Raw genomic sequence first — 17134 nt, 5'->3', positions numbered from 1 at the left:
CCACGATGCCCTTGTGCACGCATCGCGTCAACCGTCTAAGTGTTTGTTTGACCACGGATATTGGGCTATACTCTTGCGTTTCGTGTTCGAACACCAAGTTTTCTGAGGAACCATCTCATGGTCGTTATCCGTCTGGCTCGTGGCGGCAGCAAGAAGCGCCCCTTCTTCAATATCGTCGCTACCGATTCGCGCAACCGTCGCGATGGCCGCTTCATTGAGCGCGTTGGCTTCTACAATCCGCTGGCTTCGGCAGGCGAAGAAGGCCTGCGCGTTGTGCAGGACCGTCTGGCCTACTGGCAAGGCGTTGGCGCCCAGCTGTCGCCGACCGTTGCTCGCCTGGTCAAGCAGAACGCCGCCAAGGCTGCTGCCTGATAGCAGGTTGCAGCGCGCTCCCTATCGGGGCGCGTTTTTCATTGCACACGTGACTGAACGAAAGCAGGGCGCCGCTGCGCCAAGGCCGCTGAACCGGCCTCAAGGCGAGTCGTCCAAGGCGGCCAAGCTGCCGGCGACGCTGCTGTATGCCGATCCCCTCCCGGATGATCTGGTAGAGGTCGGCTATGTCGGTGATGCCTATGGCATCCGCGGCTGGATCAAGATCCAGCCCCATGCCAATGATGCGTCCGCGCTGCTGCATGCGCGCCGCTGGTGGCTGCTGATGCCCCCGCAGGCTGGCCTGGTGGCCACGGCGGAGGCTTCGCGTGCCCAGGCGGTGTGCGTCAAGATCGCGCAATCGCGCGAGCACAGCGGAACCGTTGTGGCGCAGGCAACCGGCGTTTCGGACCGCAATCTGGCCGAAGCGCTCAGGGGGCGACGCGTGTGGATCCGGCGCGAGGACTTTCCGGCGCCGGACGAGAATGAGTTTTACTGGGTAGATCTGATCGGCTGCACCGTGAGCAACGAGCAAGGCGAGTTGCTGGGCGAGGTGTCCGGTCTGATCGATAACGGGGCTCACCAGATCCTGCAGGTGGCTTACGCATTGCCCGACGGTCAGGCCGCTGAGCGGCTCGTGCCGTTTGTCGATGCGTTCCTGCGCACGGTCGACACCGCGGGCAAGCGCATCGTGGTGGACTGGGGGCTCGACTACTGAACTTGTACCGGAGCCGGTGCGGTTCGGAGGGGGAAGGCGGATGCAGTTCGATGTAATCACGCTGTTTCCCGACATGTTTCGCGCGCTGACCGACTGGGGCATTACCAGCCGGGCAGCCAAGCAGCAACGGTATGCCCTGCGTACCTGGAATCCGCGGGATTTCACCACGGACAACTACCGTACGATCGATGATCGGCCGTACGGCGGCGGTCCCGGCATGGTCATGCTGGCCAGGCCGCTGGAAGATGCGATCGATGCGGCCTCGGCCGCGCAGTCCCAGGCAGGCGTCGAGACGCCGCATGTGGTGCTGATGTCGCCTCAGGGTGCGCCGCTGACACACCAGAAGGTCATGTCGCTCGCGCAGCGGCCCGGGCTGGTACTGTTATGCGGCCGCTATGAGGCCATCGACCAGCGCCTGATCGATCGTCGCGTGCATGAGGAAATCAGCCTTGGCGATTTCGTGCTGTCCGGCGGCGAGTTGCCCGCGATGGCATTGATCGATGCCGTGGTGCGGCACTTGCCCGGTGTGCTGGGCGACGCGCAGTCGGCGGTGCAGGACAGCTTCGTCAACGGCTTGCTCGATTGTCCGCATTACACGCGGCCGGAAGAGTACGACGGTGTGCGGGTACCCGAGATCCTGCTCGGCGGCCATCATGCCGAGATTGAAAAATGGCGGCGCCAGCAGGCGCTGGCCAATACCGCGAGAAAGCGTCCCGACCTGATCGAGACAGCTCGCGGGCAAGGTTTGCTGACCCGTTCCGACGAGAAATTCCTGTCGGAATGGCAGGCGAAAGAAGGGCGGGAGATTTCTCCCGCCAGGTAAAACCCCATCCTCTGCCGGGGCCCGGGCAAGCCCGGGGCATCCAACGCCGGCACGATGGTTACGGAGAAAGAACGATGAACATCATCGAGCAGATCGAGAAAGACGAGATCGCGCGTCTGACCGCGAACAAGACCATCCCCGCATTCGCACCCGGCGACACCGTGATCGTCAGCGTGAACGTGGTGGAAGGCAACCGCAAGCGCGTGCAGGCTTACGAAGGCGTGGTGATCGCCAAGCGTAACCGTGGCCTGAATTCGTCCTTCATCGTGCGCAAGATCTCGTCGGGTGAAGGCGTGGAACGTACGTTCCAGCTGTACTCGCCGCTGATCGCCGGCATCGAAGTGAAGCGTCGCGGCGACGTGCGTCGTGCGAAGCTGTACTACCTGCGCGAGCGCTCGGGCAAGTCGGCACGTATCAAGGAAAAGCTGGTTTCGAAGGCAGTCAAGGCTGCTCAGTAAGCCGGACATGCTGGCCGGTTCTGCCGGCTGGACATTTCCTCGGGAAGGGCACCGCAAGGTGCCCTTTTTGCGTTTTGGCAACTGTGCCGGATTGCTGCGCTGCCGGAAGACGAGCATCTGTCATACTTCAACCTGTTATGCGCCCCGCCTTTGACCCCGAATCCCTCCCCATCATCGATACCGACGCGCGCCGACCGGCGCTGAGCGCGCCGCGCCTGAAGGCGGATTTCATCCGCCACCGGCTGCAGGTGCCGCCGGCCTGGGCGCCCGAGCTGACCGATGAATCCCGTGTGTACGACCGTAGCCGAAGCCTGCGCCAGGCCTCCGTGCTGGTGCCGATTGTCGAGCGCCGGGACGGCCTGACGATCTTGCTCACCGAGCGCAATGCCAACCTGAGCGCGCACGCGGGGCAGATCAGTTTTCCCGGTGGCAGCCAGGAAGACTATGACGCCAGCCGCGTTGATACGGCCTTGCGGGAGACCGAAGAAGAGGTGGGCCTGGCACGCGACTATGTGGAGGTGCTAGGGGCGCTGCCGGACTACATCACCGGCACCGGTTTCCATGTCAGCCCGGTGGTGGGCCTGGTGCGCGACGGCTTTACCTTGCGGCCCGACGCCTCGGAAGTGGCCGATGTGTTCGAGGTGCCGCTGGCTTTCCTGATGGACCCTTCGCACCATGAGCGGCGCCTGTTCCGCTGGGTCGATGGCGAACGGATGTTCTATGCCATGCCCTTCCCGCGCGAAGGCGGTGGCCATCGCTTCATCTGGGGCGCGACGGCCGGCATGCTGCGCAACCTCTACCACTTGCTTGCCGCCTGAGTTTCGCGGCGGCGCGGACAATCAGGCTGCGGCCTGACCTTGTTGCCCGATGCAGTGCGGGCAGCTTTTGCCAACGACGTACTGCGGGCTTTGCTGCGCTTCCGGCGTGACCACGGCGCGGCAGGCAAAGCACTGCTTGGGGCCAGCCGGTTCAAGGTTGGGGTTCAGCGCCGTACGGTAGTCGAAGACGAAGCAGTCGCCGCGATAGTGGCTGCCGCCGACTTCCTCGAAATACTTGAGGATGCCGCCTTCGAGCTGGTAGACGTGATCGATGCCGACTTCCTGCATATGGATCGCGGCTTTCTCGCAGCGGATGCCGCCGGTGCAGAACGACACCACGGTCTTGCCCTGGAAATCCGCCTTGTGGGCTTCCACGGCTTCGGGAAATTCGCTGAACTTGGTGAGGTTGTATTCCACCACCGTATCGAACGTCCCCACCGCCACTTCGAAATCGTTGCGCGTATCGAGCATCACCACCGGGCGGCCTTCGTCGTCATGGCCCTGGTCGAGCCAGCGCTTAAGGTCGGCCGGCCGTACCGACGGCGCACGCCCTTCCTCGGGCCGGATCAGCGGGCGCTTCATGGTGATGATTTCCTTCTTGGCGCGCACCAGCATGCGTTTGAAGGGCTGGTTGTCCGACAGGCTTTCCTTGGGGGCAATGTCGGCGAAGCGCGCGTCGGCATGCAGCCACGCCATGAAGCCGTCGATGGCTTCGCGCGGGCCGGCCAGGAACATGTTGATGCCTTCCGGCGCGAGCAGGATGGTGCCCTTCAGGTCAAGGTCTTCGCAGCGCGAGCGCATTTCCGGCCGCAACGTCTCGATGTCGTTGAGCGAGACGAACTTGTAAGCGGAGATGTTGACGATCTGCATGATGGGCTGCGCTGCGGTCGCGTGCAAAGGCGCGCGATAACTGCCTGATTGGAAAGACGAAATTATAGCGCGCCAGCCTGGCGCCGGCCGGCATTTCCCAGCGTCGTTCTCGGCTATCGGGGCGTGTCGGCGATGTTCGCGGCCCGGCCGTTGCCCATGCCGAGCCGGTACAATGTCGCCCATGTCTGCCCCCCGTTTCGTACACCTTCGCGTCCATTCCGAGTATTCCGTCGTCGACGGCATCGTCCGCCTGGAGGATGCCGTCAAGGCCGCGGCCAAGGATGGCATGGGCGCGCTCGCTCTCACCGACCTTGCCAACGCCTTCGGCCTGATCCGCTTCTACAAGGAAGCGCGTGGTGGCGGCGTCAAGCCCGTGGTCGGCGCCGATGTCTGGCTGTCCAATGCGGACGACCGCGACAAGCCCGCGCGGCTGCTGTTGCTGGTGCAGGACCGCGTCGGCTACCTGAACCTGTGCATGCTGCTGTCCCGCGCATGGCTGTCGAACCAGCACCGTGGCCGTGCCGAAATCGAGCCCGGCTGGTTCAGCGAGCCCGGTGAAGAGGGCCAGCCGCTGGCGACAGGGCTGATCGCGCTGTCGGGCGCGATGGGTGGCGATGTCGGCATGGCGCTGTCCAATGGCAACGTCGAAGGCGCCCGCCGCGCCGCCGGGCATTGGGCCACCGTCTTCCCGCAGCGTTTCTATATCGAGGTGCAGCGCGCCGGCCATCCCGGCACGGACGCCTATGTGCAGCAGGCCGTGCACCTGGCCGCCGAGATGCAGTTGCCCGTGGTAGCCACGCATCCGGTGCAGTTCATGACGCCGGACGAGTTCACCGCGCATGAGGCGCGCGTCTGTATCGCCGAAGGCGAACTGCTGGCCAATCCGCGCCGCACGCGCCGTTTCACCACGGACCAGTATTTCAAGACGCAGGACGAAATGTGCGCGCTGTTCGCCGACATTCCGTCCGCGCTCGAAAACGCCGTCGAGATCGCAAAGCGCTGCAACCTGACGCTGGAGCTTGGCAAGCCGCGCCTGCCGCTGTTCCCCACGCCCGACGGCATGTCGCTCGACGACTACCTGGTCTTCATGGCCAAGGATGGCCTGGAGAAGCGCATGGCCGTCCTGTTCCCGGACGAGGCGCAGCGCGAGGCCAAGCGGCCCGAATACTACGCGCGGCTGGAGTTCGAGACCGGCACCATCATCAAGATGGGCTTCCCCGGCTACTTCCTGATCGTGGCGGACTTTATCAACTGGGCCAAGAACAACGGCGTGCCCGTGGGCCCGGGCCGCGGCTCGGGAGCTGGCTCGCTGGTGGCCTATGCGCTCGGCATTACCGACCTGGACCCGCTCAAGTACGCGCTGCTGTTCGAGCGTTTCCTGAATCCGGAGCGGGTGTCCATGCCCGACTTCGATATCGACTTCTGCCAGCACGGCCGTGACCGCGTGATCACGTACGTGAAGGAAAAGTACGGCAAGGACGCGGTATCGCAGATCGCCACCTTCGGCACCATGGCGGCCAAGGCCGCGGTGCGCGACGTGGGCCGCGTGCTTGACCTGGGCTACGGCTTCGTCGATGGCATCGCCAAGCTGATTCCGTTCAAGCCGGGCAAGCTCGTCACGATCGAGGAAGCCAAGAAGGAAGAGCCGCTGCTCACCGAGCGCGAGAACAACGAGGAAGAAGTGCGCCAACTGCTGGAACTGGCGCAGCGTGTCGAGGGTATGACCCGCAACGTCGGCATGCACGCCGGCGGCGTGCTGATCGCGCCAGGCCGCCTGACCGATTTCTGCCCGCTCTACACGCAGGGCGCGCAGAACGACGGCATGAGCGGTGTCGTCAGCCAGTACGACAAGGACGACGTGGAAGCGGCCGGCCTGGTCAAGTTCGACTTTTTGGGCCTGACCACGCTGACCATCCTCGACTGGGCCGAACGCTATATCCGCCGGCTCGACCCGAGCAAGGCGGACTGGAATTGCAGCCAGATTCCGCTGGACGACGGCCCGGCCTTTGACATCCTGAAGACGGCCAACACGGTGGCCGTGTTCCAGCTGGAAAGCCGCGGCATGCAGGGCATGCTGAAGGACGCCAAGCCTGACCGCTTCGAGGACATCATCGCGCTGGTGGCACTGTACCGCCCGGGCCCGATGGACCTGATCCCCAGCTTCTGCGCGCGCAAGCACGGCCGCGAGAAGGTGGAGTATCCGGATGCGCGCGTCGAGCCCGTGCTCAAGGAGACCTACGGCATCATGGTCTACCAGGAGCAGGTGATGCAGATGGCGCAGATCATCGGCGGCTACTCGCTGGGCGGCGCCGACCTGCTGCGCCGCGCCATGGGCAAGAAGAAGCCGGAGGAGATGGCGCAGCACCGCGTGATGTTCCGTGAAGGCGCCGACAAGAACGGGCTTTCCGCCGAGCAGGCCGACGATATCTTCGACTTGATGGAGAAGTTCGCGGGCTACGGCTTCAACAAGTCGCACGCGGCCGCGTACGCGCTGCTGGCGTACTACACCGCATGGCTCAAGGCGCATCACCCGGCCGAATTCATGGCAGCCAACATGTCGCTGGCCATGGACGACACCGACAAGGTCAAGATCCTCTACGAGGACTGCAAGCTCAACAAGCTTGCCGTGCTGCCGCCCGACGTCAACGCCAGCGAATACCGCTTCGCGCCGACCGATGCCAAAACCATCCGCTACGGACTCGGCGGCATCAAGGGTTCCGGCCAGGGCGCCATCGAAGACATCCTGCGCGCGCGCGAGGAACGGCCGTTCACGGACCTGTTCGACTTCTGCGAGCGCGTCGATCGCCGCCAGGTGAACCGCCGCACCATCGAGGCGTTGATCCGAGCCGGTGCGTTCGACAGCCTCAACGACAACCGCGCGCAGTTGCTCGCTTCGGTCTCGATCGCCATGGAAGCGGCCGACCAGAAGGCCCAGTCGGCCAACCAGGTCTCGCTGTTCGACCTGATGGGCGATGCCGGCGACGCGCACCGCCCGGAACTGCTCGACGAGCCGCGCTGGACGCCCAAGCGCACGCTGCAGGAAGAAAAGCAGGCGCTCGGCTATTACTTCTCGGGGCACCTGTTCGACGCGTGCCGCGACGAGGTGCGCCGCTTCGTGAAGAGCACGCTGGCCGGGCTCGAAAAGGAAGTGCAGGGCAATGGCGGCGGTTTCGGCCGCGACGTGCGCGGCAAGACCATCGCCGGTGTGATCGCCGGGGTGCGCACGCAGATGACGCAGCGCGGCAAGATGATCATCGTGCAACTCGACGACGGCACCGGGCTGGTGGAGATGACTGTCTTCAACGAGCTGTTCGATGCCAACCGGCACATGTTCCGCGAGGACGAGCTGCTGATCGCCACCGGCAACGCACGCCACGACACCTTCACCGGCGGCGTGCGCTTTACGGCTGAGTCCGTGATGGACTTGGCCGCCGCCCGCAGCGCCTATGCCAGCGCGCTCAGCATCTCGCTCGCCCCGGAAGACTCGACCATGGAGCGTTTGCGCACCATGCTGACCCAGTACCGCGCCAAGCCGCGCGACGCGGGCCCGGCGGGTCTTGGCCTGCTGGTGCGCTACCGCAATCCGAGTGCCGCATGCGATATCCACCTCGGACCGAACTGGCGCGTCGAGCCGGACGAAGCCCTGCTCGGCGAACTGCGGCAGTGGCTTGGCAACGAGGCGGTCGAGCTGATGTACTAAGGCCGGGCGGGTGCGCAAGACTGGCGCCGCGCCATCCCTCGCGCCCGTTCCGGCGCGTCTGCCGCGCAGGGTAATGCGGTTACAATGGCTCCGCTTTTTGCGCCTGCATGTGGCGTTTTCGCCATGCCGGGCAGCCAATTTCCGTGGTTCTTAGGCGTTTTCCGTGCCACCCGTCAGGGGTGCGCATCGCATCATTCAAATTAAGGGTGGTAGTGAGCAATCCAGCGAAGTCCGAACAGTCGGCCGGACAAGACGTAAAGGTAGGCAAGCGCCTGATGGGCTATCTGCGCCCGGAGCTGCGCGTTTTCATTGCCGCCATCCTGGCCATGGCCGTGGTCGCGGCCAGCGAGGGCGTGATCCCGAAGGTCGTCAACGACCTGCTCGACAAGGGCTTTGGCGGCGACTACGCCGGCAAGCTGTGGCACGTGCCGGCCATCCTGACCGGTGTCGCGCTCATTCGCGGTGTTGCCCAGTTTGCGTCGGGTTACCTGCTGAGCCTGATTTCGAACCGCGTGCTGCTGAAGATGCGCATGCAGATGTTCGACCGCTTGCTGCACGCGCCCGCCCAGTTCTTCCACCGCAATACGGCAGCTTCGCTGATCAACGCGGTGATCTTCGAAGTCAACCAGGTACTGTCGATCCTGACTAACGTGTTCATTACGCTGGTGCGGGACTCGCTCACCGTGGTGGCGCTGCTGATCTACCTGTTCTACACGAACTGGCGCCTGACGCTGATCGTGGCCGTGATCCTGCCCGTGATCGGCTACCTGATGTCGAAGATCAACCGGCGCCTGCGCCGCCTTAACCGCGACCACCAGACGCTGACCAACAGCGCGGCGTACGTGGTCGAGGAGGCAGTCGGCGGCTTCAAGGTCGTGAAGCTGCACGGCGGCGAGGCTTACGAGATGCACCGGTTTCGCAACATGGCGGAGCGCCTGAAGAACTATTCGATGCGCATGGCCGTGGCCGGCGGCCTGAACCAGCCCGTGACGGCGTTCCTGGCCGCGCTGGCGCTGTCGGTCATCATCACCATCGCCATGGTCCAGGCGCAGGGCAACCAGACCACGATCGGCGGCTTCACCGGTTTCGTGATGGCCATGCTGCTGCTGATTTCGCCGCTCAAGCACCTGACCGACATCAACCAGCCGCTCACGCGCGGCCTGACCGCGGCGGAACTGATCTTCCGGCTGATCGACGAGCCGCCCGAGCCGCAGGACGGCGGCGTGCGCATCGAGCGTGCCAAGGGCGACCTGGTATTCGAGCGCGTCGGTTTTCACTACGGCGAAGGCACACGGCCAGCGCTGGAGAGTATTGATATCCGCGTACCCGCTGGCGAGGTGGTGGCGCTGGTGGGTCCTTCGGGCAGCGGCAAGACCACGCTGGTCAACCTGGTGCCGCGCTTCTTCGATCCCACCGATGGCCGCATCCTGCTGGACGGTCATGCGATCGGCGATATCGCGCTGCGCGAGCTGCGCAACCAGATCGCCTTCGTGAGCCAGGACGTGGTGCTCTTCAATGACACCGTTGCCGCCAACGTGGCATACGGGGTCGGCCCCGAGGACAAGATCGACATGGCGCGCGTGGAGCGCGCCTTGCAGGCCGCCTACCTGACCGACGTGGTGAAGAACCTGCCCGAAGGCCTCGATACGAACATTGGCGACAACGGCATGAAGCTCTCGGGCGGCCAGCGCCAGCGACTGGCCATCGCCCGCGCGATCTACAAGGATGCGCCGATCCTGATCCTGGACGAAGCGACGTCGGCGCTCGATTCGGAATCCGAGCGCCAGGTGCAGGCGGCGCTGGAAGCGCTGATGGTCGGCCGCACGACGCTGGTGATTGCACACCGCCTTTCCACCATCGAGAACGCCGACCGCATCGTCGTGCTCGATCACGGCCGCGTGGCGGAGCAGGGTACCCACGACGAGCTGCTGGCCGCCAATGGCCTGTACGCCGGGCTGCACCGGATCCAGTTCGCCACGCACTGATTCGTGGCCGGGCCGGGGCTGCCGGCTTGCGGGTTGCGCCTTGGCTACAATGGGGCGACAACAACGACCGTGAGAGAGACAGCGATGACCCGCCCGGCCCATCCCATCAGCCGTTACCCCGTACCCCAACTGAAGGCGCTGCCCGACGACATCCGGCAGCGCATCCTTGAGGTTCAGGAAAAGGCCGGCTTCGTGCCCAACGTTTTCCTGACGCTGGCCCACCGCCCCGACGAGTTCCGCGCTTTCTTCGCCTATCACGACGCCCTGATGCTCAAGGACGGCGGCCTGACCAAGGGCGAGCGCGAGATGATCGTGGTGGCCACGTCGGCGGCCAACCAGTGCCTGTATTGCGTGGTGGCGCACGGCGCCATCCTGCGCATCTACGAGAAAAAGCCGCTGGTGGCCGACCAGGTCGCAGTCAATCACCTGAAGGCCGATATCCCGCCGCGCCAGCGCGCCATGCTCGATTTCGCGATGAAGGTCTGCAAGGCCTCGCACGAAATTGGCGACGCCGACTTTGCGGCACTGCGCGAACACGGGTTCAGCGATGAAGATGCGTGGGACATCGCCGCCATCACGGCGTTCTTCGGCTTGTCGAACCGCATGGCCAATACCATCAGCATGCGTCCGAACGACGAGTTCTTCCTGATGGGCCGCGTGCCCAAGAGCAAGTAAGCGCGTCCTTCCGCGCCGGGCCGCTTCGCTTGCTCACCGGATCTCGGCGCAATTCCCGTTATTCGGGTTGAACAGCACCGGCCACGCCTGCTCATAGATGCCGGGCGTGCAACGCTTCTGGCAATTGGCGTGCGCGAGCGTGATGCGCCGAGGGTCCTGCCAGATCAGCAGTTCGCATTGGGTGCCGTCGGTCGCTTGCAGCACGATATGCGGCGTCTTCTGGACTTGCTTGAAATCCGCCAGGTCGAACTGGCAGGTGCCGCGCTTGGATACCCACAGCTTCCATTTCAGCGACTTCACATCGTTCGAGACCACGCGCATCACCGCGTCTTCGCGGAAGCCGTCGTCCTCGGTGCGGCGGCAGGTGCCGGCCAGGCTGATGTCGTGGGCGGCGATTGGCGTGGGAAGTGGTTTTTCGAATGCCGGGGCTGCGGCGACAGCGGGTGACGGGGGTGGCGGAGGTGCCCGCCGGGCGATCGGCAACTGCTCGCAGGCAGTGCACAGAAACATGGCCAAAAAACATAGGCCCAGTTGCGGGGCTTTCATCCGGGGTACCTCACTACAGAACGCCAGCGACCTGCGGGCTCCCGCCCGTGCTTTTGGATGGGCCGGCGTTAACTGAGTTATAGCGGATCGCAACAAACGCGCAGGGTCATGCGGATCACTTGCGCGTAGGTAGAAACACCACCCCCTGACGTCAGCGAGGCGAGCCGCTCCTGACGCCGCGCCGACCGCTTTGTCGCCTTTGCCGGACTTGAAAGCTGTTACTGAAAACTCGTGGAATTTCAGTAACAAAGCCTGCTTCAACGTCGATACGATAGTTGGCGCTCCGGGATAGGAGCGAATCGCCAGTACTAGTCATTACTACGGCAATCCAGATAACGACACCTATGCCACGCCCCATCTCCTTGACCGTCCACCGCTCCGCGCTTGCCAGCAACCTGGCCATTGCACGGCGGCTGGCACCTGCATCGAAAGTCTGGGCCGTGGTAAAGGCCAATGCCTACGGCCACGGCATCGCCAGGGTCTATCCGGCACTGACCTCGGCCGATGGTTTTGCATTGCTCGACCTGGACGAGGCGGCCCGGCTGCGTGACCTGGGCTGGACCGGCCCGATCCTGTTGCTTGAGGGATTCTTCGATGACAGTGATATCGCGCTGCTTGCCTCGCTGCGCCTGACCACGGCGGTTCACGGAGAAGAGCAGTTGCGGATGCTGGAGGTGGCGTCTCGCGATGGTCGCTTGCCACCGCGCTCGATCGATGTCTGCCTGAAGCTGAATGCCGGCATGAATCGCCTGGGGTTCAATCCCGCAGAGTACAGCGCGGCCTGGCGTCGCCTGAGCGATATTGCCGCGGTGAAATCCGTGACCCACATGAGTCATTTCTCGGATGCGGATACCGAGAAAGGCGTGGCGGACCAGTTCGCCACGTTCCGGGCCGTCACGCAGGACCTGCCCGGAAAGGTCTCCGTCGCGAACTCGGCGGCGACCATGCGTCATGCTGATTGCCACGCGGACTGGGTGCGGGCGGGCATCATGCTGTACGGCGCTGCGCCGTCGGGCTGCGCGAAGGACCTGGCTGGCACCGGGCTACAGGCAGCGCAGACCTTGACCAGCCGGATACTGGGCGTGCAGGACCTGCAGCCCGGCCAGTCGGTCGGCTATGGTTCCCACTATGTCGCGACGCGCCGCCAGCGTATTGGCATCGTCGCGTGCGGCTACGCCGATGGCTATCCGCGCACGAGCTCTTCGCATGCAGGGCATTTCGCACCAGTTCGTGTCGGCAACCGGAACACGCGCACCGTCGGGCGTATTTCCATGGACATGCTGGCGGTCGATCTCAGCGAATGCCCGGAAGCCGGCGTCGGCGCGCTGGTCGAACTCTGGGGGCAGCATGTTCCGATCGACGATGTTGCCGCGGCGGCGGGCACGATCGGCTATGAACTGATGTGCGCGGTGGCGCCGCGGGTGCCGGTCGTCGTTGGCTTGTAGCAGCCAGATCGTCCCAATGTTCCGAAAATTGCAACAAGCTATTGTCGCGTTGGGGATTGGTCACTTCAAGGGAAAACCCTTAGTATTCGTCTACGCGATGCCGCAATGCAGCAGCCCCCCAAAAACAAAGGCGTCGTGACCATAGAGGAAAATCATGAACGCCAGCCGCTATCTCCTGATCGTCATTACCGCCATCGCTGCTGCCATCTCGGCCGCGCCGGTTCTGGCCAAGAGTGGCCAGTTCGATCCGAATACCGACGGCGCGCGTACCGACAAGTACAGCGTCTATGCCGATGGCGCAAAAGCCGGCGGCAAGTTCGACACTTACACGGATGGCGCCCGGTACGTTTTCTCGACCGACGAAATGCCGCACTGAGGCGCGAGCCTCCGGGGCCCGGTCTACCGGGCCGGACAATACAAAAGGGTTGCAGGCTTTTGCCTGCAACCCTTTTTGTTTCAGCCCTTCCTCAGGCCTGCGGCAGACGGACTACATCAGAATAATGTCGTACTGCTCCTGGTGGAACGTCGATTCCACCTGCAGCGAGATCGGCTTGCCGATGAAGTCCCCCAGCATCGCCAGGTGCTGGCTTTCCTCTTCCAGGAACAGGTCGATGACTTCCTGCGAGGCCAGGATGCGGAACTCGCGCGGATTGAACTGGCGCGATTCGCGCATGATCTCGCGCAGGATGTCGTAGCAGGCCGTGCGCGGCGTCTTGACCTGGCCCTTGCCCTGGCACACCGGACACTGCTCGCACAGCACGTGCGCGAGCGATTCACGCGTGCGCTTGCGCGTCATCTCGACCAGGCCGAGCTGCGAGAAGTTGTTGACGGTGATGCGCGTGCGGTCGCGCGACAGCGCGCGCTTGAGTTCCGACAGCACCGCTTCGCGGTGCTCGACATTCTCCATGTCGATGAAGTCGATGATGATGATGCCACCCAGGTTGCGCAGCCGCAGCTGGCGCGCGATGGTATGCGCGGCTTCGAGGTTGGTCTTGAAGATCGTGTCGTCGAAGTTGCGCGCCCCGACATAGCCGCCGGTGTTGACGTCGATCGTCGTCATCGCCTCGGTCTGGTCGATCATCAGGTAGCCGCCGGACTTCAGGTCCACGCGCCGCGACAGCGCCTTCTCGATCTCGGCGTCGATATTGAACAGGTCGAAGATCGGCCGCTCGCCGGCGTAGTGCGACAGGCGCGGCAGCACCGCCGGCGTGTATTCCTGCGCGAACTCCACCAGCCGCTGGTAGTTCTCGCGCGAGTCGATCTGGATCACGCCGGTGGCGTCGTTGATGAAGTCGCGCAGCACGCGCTGGGCCAGGTCGAGGTCCTGATAGAGCAGGCTCGGCGCCGGCTGCGTGGTGGCGTTCTGGCGGATCACGGCCCAGATCTTGCGCAGGTAGGCGATGTCATTGCCAAGCTCTTCGTCGCTGGCTTCCTCGGCGATGGTGCGCACGATAAAGCCGCCACGCTCGTCGGTCGGCACCAGGCCCTGCACGCGGCTGCGCAGCGCCTCGCGATCGACCTCGCCCTCGATGCGCTGCGAAATGCCGATATGCGGATCCTGCGGCAGGTACACGAGCGTGCGCCCGGCAATGCTGACCTGCGTGGACAGGCGCGCGCCCTTGGTGCCGATCGGGTCCTTGATGACCTGCACCATCAGCGCCTGGCCTTCGAACAGGGTCTTCTCGATGGCGAGCTGGGCGCCGTTCTTGTTGTCGGGATCGCGCGGATGCCAGATATCGGCGACGTGCAGGAATGCCGCGCGCTCCAGGCCGATGTCGATGAAGGCCGACTGCATGCCCGGCAGCACGCGCACGACCTTGCCCAGGTAGATGTTGCCGACCAGTCCGCGCGTCAGGGTGCGCTCGACATGCAGTTCCTGGACGGCGGCCTGCTGCACGATGGCAACGCGCGTCTCTTGTGGCGTGATGTTGACGAGGATGTCTTCAGTCATGGCGGATGAAACGCGTTGCCGGTGTACCGGCGATGTATTGTCTGCCCGGGTTTGCGGGCCTTGGAGGATGCCGTTCAGAACCGCAGGCGGGCCTGCCTGAGTAACGCTGCCGTCTCAAACAGGGGTAAGCCCATGATACCTGAATAGCTGCCTTCGATCCGCTCGACGAACTCCGCCGCGCGGCCCTGGATGCCGTAGGCGCCGGCCTTGCCGAGCGGCTCGCCGCTGGCCACGTAGCCCTCGATTTCGGGCGCGGTCATCGCCCGGAAGGTCACGCGGGAGATCGACAGCGCATGGTGCATGCCCAGGGTCGAGACCACGGTGACGGCGGTCAGCACGCGGTGCGTCGCGCCGGAGAGCGCGGCCAGCATGGCCGCGGCGTCGGCGCCATCGGCGGGCTTGCCGAGGATGTCACCGCCCAGGCACACGGTGGTGTCGGACGTGAGCACGGGGGCGTCGGGCAGCGCGCGCCGTTCGCGGCGCCGCAGCGCGGCTTCGGCCTTGAGCGCGCAGACGCGCTGGACATAGTCGTCGGGCGTTTCGCCGGGCTGTACGACTTCCAGCGCCTCTGCGTCTTCGTCATCGTCGGCGAGCAGCAGTTCGTAGCGCACGCCGAGCTGCGTCAGCAGTTCGCGGCGGCGCGGGCTTTGGGAAGCGAGATAGAGGTAATCGTGCATCGGGGCGGGAGCGGAGATTCGGGAACAGGCAAGCCCGAAGCGGCCGCCCAAGGCCCGCATTGTACTGCCGGCGCCGGCTCAGGCCCGGTGATAGGGGTGGTTCTGCGTGACCGACCAGGCGCGGTAGAGCTGCTCTGCCAGCAGCACCCGCACCATGCCGTGCGGCAGCGTCAGGCTGGACAGCCGCAGCAGCGTTTGCGCCCGCGCCTTCAACGCGGGATCGAGGCCGTCGGCGCCGCCGATCAGGAACGCAACGTCGCCGCCTTCGCGTTGCCAGTCGGTGAGCTGGCCGGCGAGCTGCACCGTCGTGAAGTCGCGCCCGCGCTCATCCAGCGCCACGATGCGGCACTGTCGCGACAGCGACGACAGCACCGCGTCAATGCGAGCGGCTTCGCGCTGCATCACGGTAGCGGCGTTGTTCGAAGACGAGCGGGCTTCGGGCTTGACCTCGCGCAGTTCGATGCGCAACTCCGGCGGCATGCGCTTGGCATACTCGTTGAAGCCGGTTTCGATCCAGCCAGGCATCTTGTGGCCGACCGCCACGATGACCAGTTGCATGGGGTGCATTGCCGCGCGGCCGGAGCCGCGCGCGCAAGTTCAGGCTCAGGCCGAGCGCGTGGTGCGCTTGCGGGCGGCCGGCTTGGCGGCGCCAGTCTTGGCAGCAGCGGTCTTGGTCGCGGTGGTACGCGTGGCGGTCTTGCGTGCCGGGGCGCCGGCGGCCGTCTTGCGCGGCGCGGCAGCGCGCGTGGCCGGAGTCTTGGTGGCAGCGGTCTTCGTGGCCGAAGTCGTCTTGCGCGGCTTGCGGATGGTGGCGATGGCGTCCGGATCGGTGTCCTCGTGGCCCATCGGTGGCGACGGTTCCTTCATGCCTTCGGGCAGGCGGGCCAGGGCCGGGCGCAGGCCGGTGGCGCGGCGCGCGCGCGGTGCCGGCGCGTCTTCTTCGTCGTCATCCATCGGCTCGCTGGCCTTGGCCAGGCCCTTGGCGGCGGCCAGCTTCACGCGAACCGGCTTGTCGCCCCAGATTTCTTCCAGGTTGTAGTACATGCGCAGCTGCGGCTGCAGGATGTGCACCACCGCATCGCCGCAGTCGACCAGCACCCATTCGCCGGTTTCCAGCCCTTCCACCGCAATGATGTGGCCGCCGGCATCCTTCACTGTCTCGCGCACCGACGCTGCAAGCGCCTTGGTCTGGCGGTTGGATGTCCCGCTGGCAATCACCACCCGGTCGAAAAGTTCGGTCAGGTGGCTGGTGTCATACACCTTGATGTCCTGCGCTTTGACATCCTCGAGGCCGTCGACGATGGCGCGTTGCAGTTTGCGAATATCCATGGTGCGTTCTTGTTCAGCTGAATTCATTGGGGGGCGGCCAGTTCAGGACTGGCCTGATGCGGGGCGGTAGAGCCCCTGGCTCGCGATGTAGTGTGCCACGCCAGCCGGCAGTTGGTCATCCGCTGGCAAGCCGGATGCCAGGCGCTGGCGCAGGCCGGTGGAAGACAAGTCGACAGCGAGGGTCTGGTCAATCCACATCCGGCCGGAGGGCGTGCATTGTATCAGGTGCGTGTCGGCGTGGCGCGCGGCCAGCGCTTCGCGCACCGGCCCTTCGAGTTCCGAGAGCGCAAAGCCGGGGCGCGTGGCGGTGCACAAGTGCACGTGGGCGAACAATTCCTGCCAGCCGTGCCAGGTGTGCAGTCGCAGGAGCTGGTCGGCGCCCATCAGCCAGCAGAGCGAGGCTTGCGGGCCATACTCCTCGCGCAGGTGGCGCACGGTGTCGATGGTGTAGCTTGGTCCTTCGCGATCCACTTCCATGCGGCTCACGCGAATCGTTGCCGAAGTGCCGGTCAGCGCGGCGGCGGCAAGTTCCGTCATGGCGAACCGGTCCGCGGCGGGCGTCACGTCAGCGCTCTTCTGCCACGATTGGCCGGTCGGGATCCACACCAGTTCATCCAGCGCCAGATGGTCGATGCACAGGCTGGCGAGCGCCAGGTGGCCGAGATGGGGCGGGTCGAAAGTGCCGCCCAGGATACCCAGGCGATAGGGGCGGGCGTCTTTGCCGGCTGCTGCGGCCGGCACGGCGTCTTGGTTGGGATGTGCCATAAGGT

At 64.9% G+C, this 17134-nt stretch carries 17 protein-coding genes; 10 read left to right on the top strand and 7 right to left on the bottom strand.

Translation table 11 applies throughout. From position 1 onward, the window contains the following. Positions 1 to 117: 117 nt before the first annotated feature. From rpsP to AC3FKH_RS12575, 5 genes are all read left to right on the top strand, one after another. Positions 118 to 372, top strand: coding sequence for a 30S ribosomal protein S16 (rpsP, locus tag AC3FKH_RS12595; RefSeq protein WP_483710758.1), 255 nt, complete (start codon positions 118 to 120; stop codon positions 370 to 372). A 49-nt stretch (positions 373 to 421) separates the two neighbouring features. Further along, positions 422 to 1087, top strand: a complete 666-nt coding sequence (gene rimM / locus AC3FKH_RS12590; RefSeq protein ID WP_488675938.1) for a ribosome maturation factor RimM — start codon at positions 422 to 424, stop codon at positions 1085 to 1087. 40 nt (positions 1088 to 1127) lie between these two features. After that, complete coding sequence (trmD, locus tag AC3FKH_RS12585; RefSeq protein ID WP_488675936.1) at positions 1128 to 1910, top strand: tRNA (guanosine(37)-N1)-methyltransferase TrmD; 783 nt, start codon at positions 1128 to 1130, stop codon at positions 1908 to 1910. 74 nt (positions 1911 to 1984) lie between these two features. Continuing rightward, positions 1985 to 2368: a 50S ribosomal protein L19 gene (gene rplS, locus AC3FKH_RS12580; RefSeq protein WP_483710761.1), complete on the top strand. Its 384-nt coding sequence runs from the start codon at positions 1985 to 1987 to the stop codon at positions 2366 to 2368. 137 nt (positions 2369 to 2505) lie between these two features. Then, the gene (locus AC3FKH_RS12575; RefSeq protein WP_488675933.1) at positions 2506 to 3186 is read left to right on the top strand and encodes a CoA pyrophosphatase; all 681 of its coding nucleotides are present in this window, start codon (positions 2506 to 2508) and stop codon (positions 3184 to 3186) included. Between the two features lie 21 nt (positions 3187 to 3207). Here the strand turns inward: AC3FKH_RS12575 and AC3FKH_RS12570 are convergent, their stop codons facing one another. Next, complete coding sequence (locus AC3FKH_RS12570) at positions 3208 to 4056, bottom strand: sulfurtransferase (RefSeq protein WP_488675931.1); 849 nt, start codon at positions 4054 to 4056, stop codon at positions 3208 to 3210. 181 nt (positions 4057 to 4237) lie between these two features. Here AC3FKH_RS12570 and dnaE point away from each other — a divergent pair, with 181 nt between their 5' ends. The 3 genes from dnaE (at position 4238) to AC3FKH_RS12555 (ending at position 10416) form a co-directional block, all read left to right on the top strand. Then, positions 4238 to 7756, top strand: coding sequence for a DNA polymerase III subunit alpha (dnaE, locus tag AC3FKH_RS12565; RefSeq protein ID WP_488675929.1), 3519 nt, complete (start codon positions 4238 to 4240; stop codon positions 7754 to 7756). Positions 7757 to 8031: 275 nt separating this feature from the next. After that, entirely contained in the window at positions 8032 to 9741 is a 1710-nt protein-coding gene (gene msbA, locus AC3FKH_RS12560) for a lipid A export permease/ATP-binding protein MsbA (RefSeq protein ID WP_488676274.1), read from the top strand. 84 nt (positions 9742 to 9825) lie between these two features. Next, entirely contained in the window at positions 9826 to 10416 is a 591-nt protein-coding gene (locus AC3FKH_RS12555) for a peroxidase-related enzyme (RefSeq protein ID WP_488675927.1), read from the top strand. Between the two features lie 33 nt (positions 10417 to 10449). Here the strand turns inward: AC3FKH_RS12555 and AC3FKH_RS12550 are convergent, their stop codons facing one another. Further along, entirely contained in the window at positions 10450 to 10962 is a 513-nt protein-coding gene (locus AC3FKH_RS12550) for a hypothetical protein (RefSeq protein ID WP_488676272.1), read from the bottom strand. Between the two features lie 344 nt (positions 10963 to 11306). On the opposite strand from AC3FKH_RS12550, the gene alr reads away from it, so the two are divergent. Beyond that, a complete protein-coding gene (gene alr / locus AC3FKH_RS12545; protein ID WP_488675926.1) occupies positions 11307 to 12407 on the top strand; it encodes an alanine racemase in 1101 nt (366 codons plus the stop codon). A gap of 154 nt (positions 12408 to 12561) precedes the next feature. Further along, complete coding sequence (locus AC3FKH_RS12540; protein ID WP_488675924.1) at positions 12562 to 12783, top strand: hypothetical protein; 222 nt, start codon at positions 12562 to 12564, stop codon at positions 12781 to 12783. Positions 12784 to 12894: 111 nt separating this feature from the next. On the opposite strand, the gene rng is transcribed toward AC3FKH_RS12540, so the two are convergent. The 5 genes from rng to AC3FKH_RS12515 all read right to left on the bottom strand — a co-directional run bounded on the left by rng (position 12895) and on the right by AC3FKH_RS12515 (position 17129). Continuing rightward, the gene (gene rng, locus AC3FKH_RS12535) at positions 12895 to 14358 is read right to left on the bottom strand and encodes a ribonuclease G (RefSeq protein WP_488675923.1); all 1464 of its coding nucleotides are present in this window, start codon (positions 14356 to 14358) and stop codon (positions 12895 to 12897) included. A 74-nt stretch (positions 14359 to 14432) separates the two neighbouring features. Continuing rightward, positions 14433 to 15035 (bottom strand): Maf family protein, encoded by a 603-nt coding sequence (locus AC3FKH_RS12530; RefSeq protein WP_488675921.1) that lies wholly within the window; start codon positions 15033 to 15035, stop codon positions 14433 to 14435. A 78-nt stretch (positions 15036 to 15113) separates the two neighbouring features. Next, entirely contained in the window at positions 15114 to 15593 is a 480-nt protein-coding gene (gene rlmH / locus AC3FKH_RS12525; RefSeq protein ID WP_483729950.1) for a 23S rRNA (pseudouridine(1915)-N(3))-methyltransferase RlmH, read from the bottom strand. Between the two features lie 45 nt (positions 15594 to 15638). Then, positions 15639 to 16364 (bottom strand): ribosome silencing factor, encoded by a 726-nt coding sequence (gene rsfS / locus AC3FKH_RS12520; protein WP_488675918.1) that lies wholly within the window; start codon positions 16362 to 16364, stop codon positions 15639 to 15641. A gap of 42 nt (positions 16365 to 16406) precedes the next feature. Next, on the bottom strand, positions 16407 to 17129 hold the full coding sequence (locus AC3FKH_RS12515; RefSeq protein ID WP_488675917.1) for a nicotinate-nucleotide adenylyltransferase: 723 nt from the start codon (positions 17127 to 17129) through the stop codon (positions 16407 to 16409). Positions 17130 to 17134: the final 5 nt, after the last annotated feature.

This window comes from Cupriavidus sp. 21MJTG02-4 (assembly GCF_057798975.1).
This window is presented reverse-complemented; position numbering and strand designations above follow the sequence as displayed.